At 50.7% G+C, this 4,062-nt stretch carries 4 protein-coding genes; all 4 read right to left on the reverse strand.

The window, feature by feature from the left end; genetic code table 11:
* Positions 1-281: hypothetical protein (locus HNR38_RS17070; RefSeq protein ID WP_183706583.1), on the reverse strand; the 281-nt coding region annotated here is incomplete at its 3' end.
* A gap of 14 nt (positions 282-295) precedes the next feature.
* On the reverse strand, positions 296-601 hold the full coding sequence (locus HNR38_RS17075; RefSeq protein WP_183706585.1) for a hypothetical protein: 306 nt from the start codon (positions 599-601) through the stop codon (positions 296-298).
* A 261-nt stretch (positions 602-862) separates the two neighbouring features.
* A complete protein-coding gene (locus HNR38_RS17080) occupies positions 863-1,237 on the reverse strand; it encodes a hypothetical protein (RefSeq protein WP_183706587.1) in 375 nt (124 codons plus the stop codon).
* Positions 1,238-1,338: 101 nt separating this feature from the next.
* On the reverse strand, positions 1,339-4,062 hold a 2,724-nt coding region (locus tag HNR38_RS17085), incomplete at its 5' end, for an RHS repeat-associated core domain-containing protein (protein ID WP_183706589.1).

The following is a 4,062-nucleotide window of genomic DNA, read 5'->3' on the forward strand; positions in this document are numbered from 1 at the left end:
CTGCCGTTGTTGGGGCCAAGGTTGGCAGTGACGTTAGCCCAGCGCCGGTTCCAGTGCCACTGGCCGTCGGAATACACCCGGCGGATCACCACGTCTGCCCCAAAAGCAGCTACCGTCAGGTCCTCGTCCGAGGGATTAACGTTCATCGAGGTCACTTCCGGCGTCGGGCGGGTGGTGACCGTGGGGGCGGCCTCCACCTGCGGGGCAAGGGGGACTGCCAGCAGGGTCATCAGGCCCAGGAGGGCGGTATGACGACCCAGTGCCCACGTCCTTTTGGGCAATACATTTCGCATAGTTAGAATATGTCTCGTCTGGTTGAAACTAACGGCCCGGCCTCCGGGCTGGGACCATCATCCAGGCTGGTGAAGAAGCCGGCGCGGTCATGGTTAGGGTCTGACGATGCCACCACCGCGTTGCCATCGGCATCCTCAAACAGCAGATCAATGGTCACCCCCTCCAACGCGAGGGTGTCCAGGCTGTTGGTGATGCGCATATTGGCCTCGAAACCCTGGCGCTCCAAGGTGAGTTCCTGGGCGATTTCAATCTTGACGACGGCGCAGAGGGATTCTTGGGCATGAACCTGAACTGCGGAGAGCGCCATCCATGCGAACCACAAACTTCCTATTACTCGCGTCCATTTCATGCTCACTGTTCCCCTGTCAACGTTAAATATTCCACATCACTTTTCAAGGTAAAATTTAAGAAACTAAATAGAAGCCAACTTCTAATCAATGCACGCTTAATTCAGCGCCATCAGCCTTAAATAAATCCATCACCTATTACAAACACCTAAGGGAAAGTCGACCCCATATTTAGGACTTACCATTTATTGTGTGGAGGTATAGTTTTTCGACTTATACCGCTATTTTCCAACTTTACAAAAGTATTCCTCAATCCCTTTTTCTCCATTACTCTTTTTTTCAAAGAAACACTCAGCATTCCCAACAAAGAAAAATGTTTTAGTCTTGGAATCGAGAAAACCTACATTCAGTTGCAATTTGTACTGACTTTCTGTTTTATACTCAATGGTATAATCGTAGGAATCTACAAACCCTCCTTCCTCTAAGAGCACTTTTTCGGAATTTTCGAGATAATCCAATAAATCACTTGCGCTTCCCTTTGGCTGATAAACTATCTGGAGCTGCCCACCATCAAAGTAGTAAAACAGCTTTCCAAACTCTTTATTCACCACCATGCGTTCATACGCCGTTAAAGTTTTGTTTCTCTGCAGGGTCATATTGGCATCCGATTGCCAGAGCCCGGACAACCTCTCATCGTTCTTTAAGTCACTGCATGAGACAACACTCAGCGAACAAAAAAGCAGTAATAATCTTTTCACTACGATACCCCCCCATCGCCACCTTCACTGCCAACACACGCAACTTCGTCTTTACACTTTTGTTTTATTGCATTGCATTCTTGCTGCATCTCATAACAAACAACTATTGGACCTGTTGATAGCGTCACTCTAACAACTATCTTTTTACACCGCTCAAACATAGACGAGCACGCTTCCCCACCACAAATTTTATCCATTTTCTTATCAAATTCATTCCTAGCCCAGTCTCTCAATCCTTCAGTATCTTCGTCATACCACTTACACTCATTCAATATGTATTTTTCAATGAAAGAGCACCCTGTTTCCCAAATTAATCCAAGGGGGTCTTTACGAAAAATTGGATTCTGAGCAACATATCCATATGTATTAACTCCTCCATCTAGGCCTATTGGATCACTCTGCACATACCGCCCTAACGTCGGGTCGTAATCTCGAAAGTAATTGTGATTAAGCTCAGTCTCTTGATCGAAGTACTGTCCCGGAAATCGGAGATTGTTCGAGATTGTTGTGATAAAAAGCGTCGCCTTACCGAACGCCGTATAGCTTGCCTTCCACACCACAGCGCCGGATTTGGCCACCATCCGCTGCGGCGTACCAAGATGATCGTTCTGATAAAAGTAGACTTCTCCACTGTCCCGCTGGAACAAGGGATTGGTCATCCATGTAGAATTGCTCGCATACTGGTATTCTTTGATCAGATCGCCCGCGCTTGTGTATTCACCTACCAAGCCTGACTCATTGTAGAAAAAATAGGTTCTGACTCCCCCCACCTCTTTCCACAAACGATGGCCGAGTGGGTTGAATCCATAACGCGCAATTACATTGCCCTCACTATTTTCAACCCGAACCAGTCGCTCCTGACCGTCATAGAAATAGTAGGTGGTTTCATCCCCCACGGTTTTTTGCGTCATGTGCCCATTGGCGTTGTATTGGTATGTAGTGTCGCTTTTAGCGGTAAGCTGGTTGGCGTCATTGTACTGCCAACTGTCTCCCCCGTTGTAACTAGCCCGGTTGCCGACCCCATCGTAGGTGAAGGTTTCGTTCTGAGCTTGCGGGTAGTCGGCACCGGTCAGTCGGTACAGGTCGTCGTAGCCGTAACTGTAATCACCATGTTCCGAGGACTGCCCGGTGATGTTACCCACTGAGTCGTAGCCGTACACTACGTTCATCAAAGACTGCTGGGCCGGGTCCAGTAGGGTGTTTTCAGCCATTCTCTGGAGACCATCGTACTGGCGCTGGATCACGCTCCCTCCCGGCAACTGAATTCTGGTTGGCTGGTTCCACTGGTAGTCGGAGAAGTTCACCAGGCCCGCCCCCGGGATGTCTACACTGTCCACTTGGCTGTTGAGATCGTAGGTGTAGCGGTAGGTAACCCCTTCCGGGTTGGTGTAGGTGGCGATATTGCCAACGGCATCATAGGTATAGCTGATGGTCTTGGCGAACGGGCCATAGTCGGTCGTGGTGTTCAGCAACTGGCCCAGGTGGTCATAGCTATAGCTACCGGACGTTTCGCCGTCATCGTAGGACTTTAGCTGGCCCAGATCGTTGTAGCTCAATGCTATAACCTGCTCCGGGGTGCTAGTACTTTGATCCGGGTAAAGCATCATTCTTTTGAGTTCGGCCGCATCGTTGTAGTCGTACACGACCTTCTCGCCGTTGGGGGTGATCTCTACGTGCAGGTTGCCGTCGGCGTCGTACTGGTAGGTCCGGCGAGATACCTCGCCTGCGCGTGGGCGGCGCTCTTCTGCGACCATCTGGCCGTTGCCGTTATACTCAAACCAAGTGCTGCGGTTCTCGGGGTCTGTCACCTGGACGAGGTTGCCGTGGACGTCGTAGGTCAAGCGAATGATACCGCCAGTCGCGTCCGTGATTCGAGTCAGTCGTCCCAGACCGTCGTATTCCCGGTATTCCGAGTTTTGCTTGGCATCGGCGCTTTCCTTTAGTTGCCCGAGCGGATTTAGCTGTAACTGAGTGGAGGACTGCTGGCCGTCATAGTGATCGGTTACCCGATCAAGACGAGAACCGGTAGCATAGTCATAACTCCTCTCAAACGTCGGATACTGTGTGAACATCAACCGACCATTTTCATAGGTCCACCTGGTGGCGTTTCCATTTGGGTCTATGACTTCTTTACGCCTGCCCCTAGCGTCCATTCGAGTGATGGTCTCCGCACCCCTCGCATCTCTCTGCACGAAGGTACGGGTGGTGCGATCGTATGTGTCTTCAAAAGTATGATTCAGGTCGTTAGTGACTGAAACCTGCTCATTTAGGGCGTTAAAGCCATAGATGGTGACTGCCTCATTGGGCCACTTGATCGATGTCAGGTTGCCGGCAGCGTCGTAAGCATACTCAGTAACTCGATCAAACGAGTCTGTCGGTATGGTCTGCTTGGTGAGATTGCCCTGGGCATCGTACTCGTAACTAAAGTTTGTGCCAGACGGCTTGGTTTCCGTTAGGACCATTCCCTGGGCGTTATAGGTATAGACGGTGGCGTTGCTCTCACCATCAGTGTAACTGGCCGTATTGCCGAACTGGTCGTCACGTTCAGTGGTAATGACATTCGATGTGTACTGATCCCCCAACCTTGTAACCACCCGAGTAAAAGCGTCCGGGTAGGCGTAGCGGGTAGTTCTTTGTTCCGGCAATCCAGCCGCCTCTCTGAGCTCGGTAACCCGCCCATTGCTGTCATAGTCCCATTCCGTTCGCACACCCAGCCGGTTCAC

Origin of the sequence: Marinobacter oulmenensis, from assembly GCF_014201735.1 — a bacterium.
Classification (GTDB): Bacteria; Pseudomonadota; Gammaproteobacteria; order Pseudomonadales; family Oleiphilaceae; genus Marinobacter; species Marinobacter oulmenensis.

Excerpts from the sequence above, each read along its gene's own strand:
- HNR38_RS17075 (WP_183706585.1), bottom strand. The coding sequence starts at position 601 with ATGGCGCTCTCCGCAGTTCAGGTTCATGCCCAAGAATCCCTCTGCGCC.
- HNR38_RS17080 (WP_183706587.1), bottom strand. The coding sequence starts at position 1,237 with ATGACCCTGCAGAGAAACAAAACTTTAACGGCGTATGAACGCATGGTG.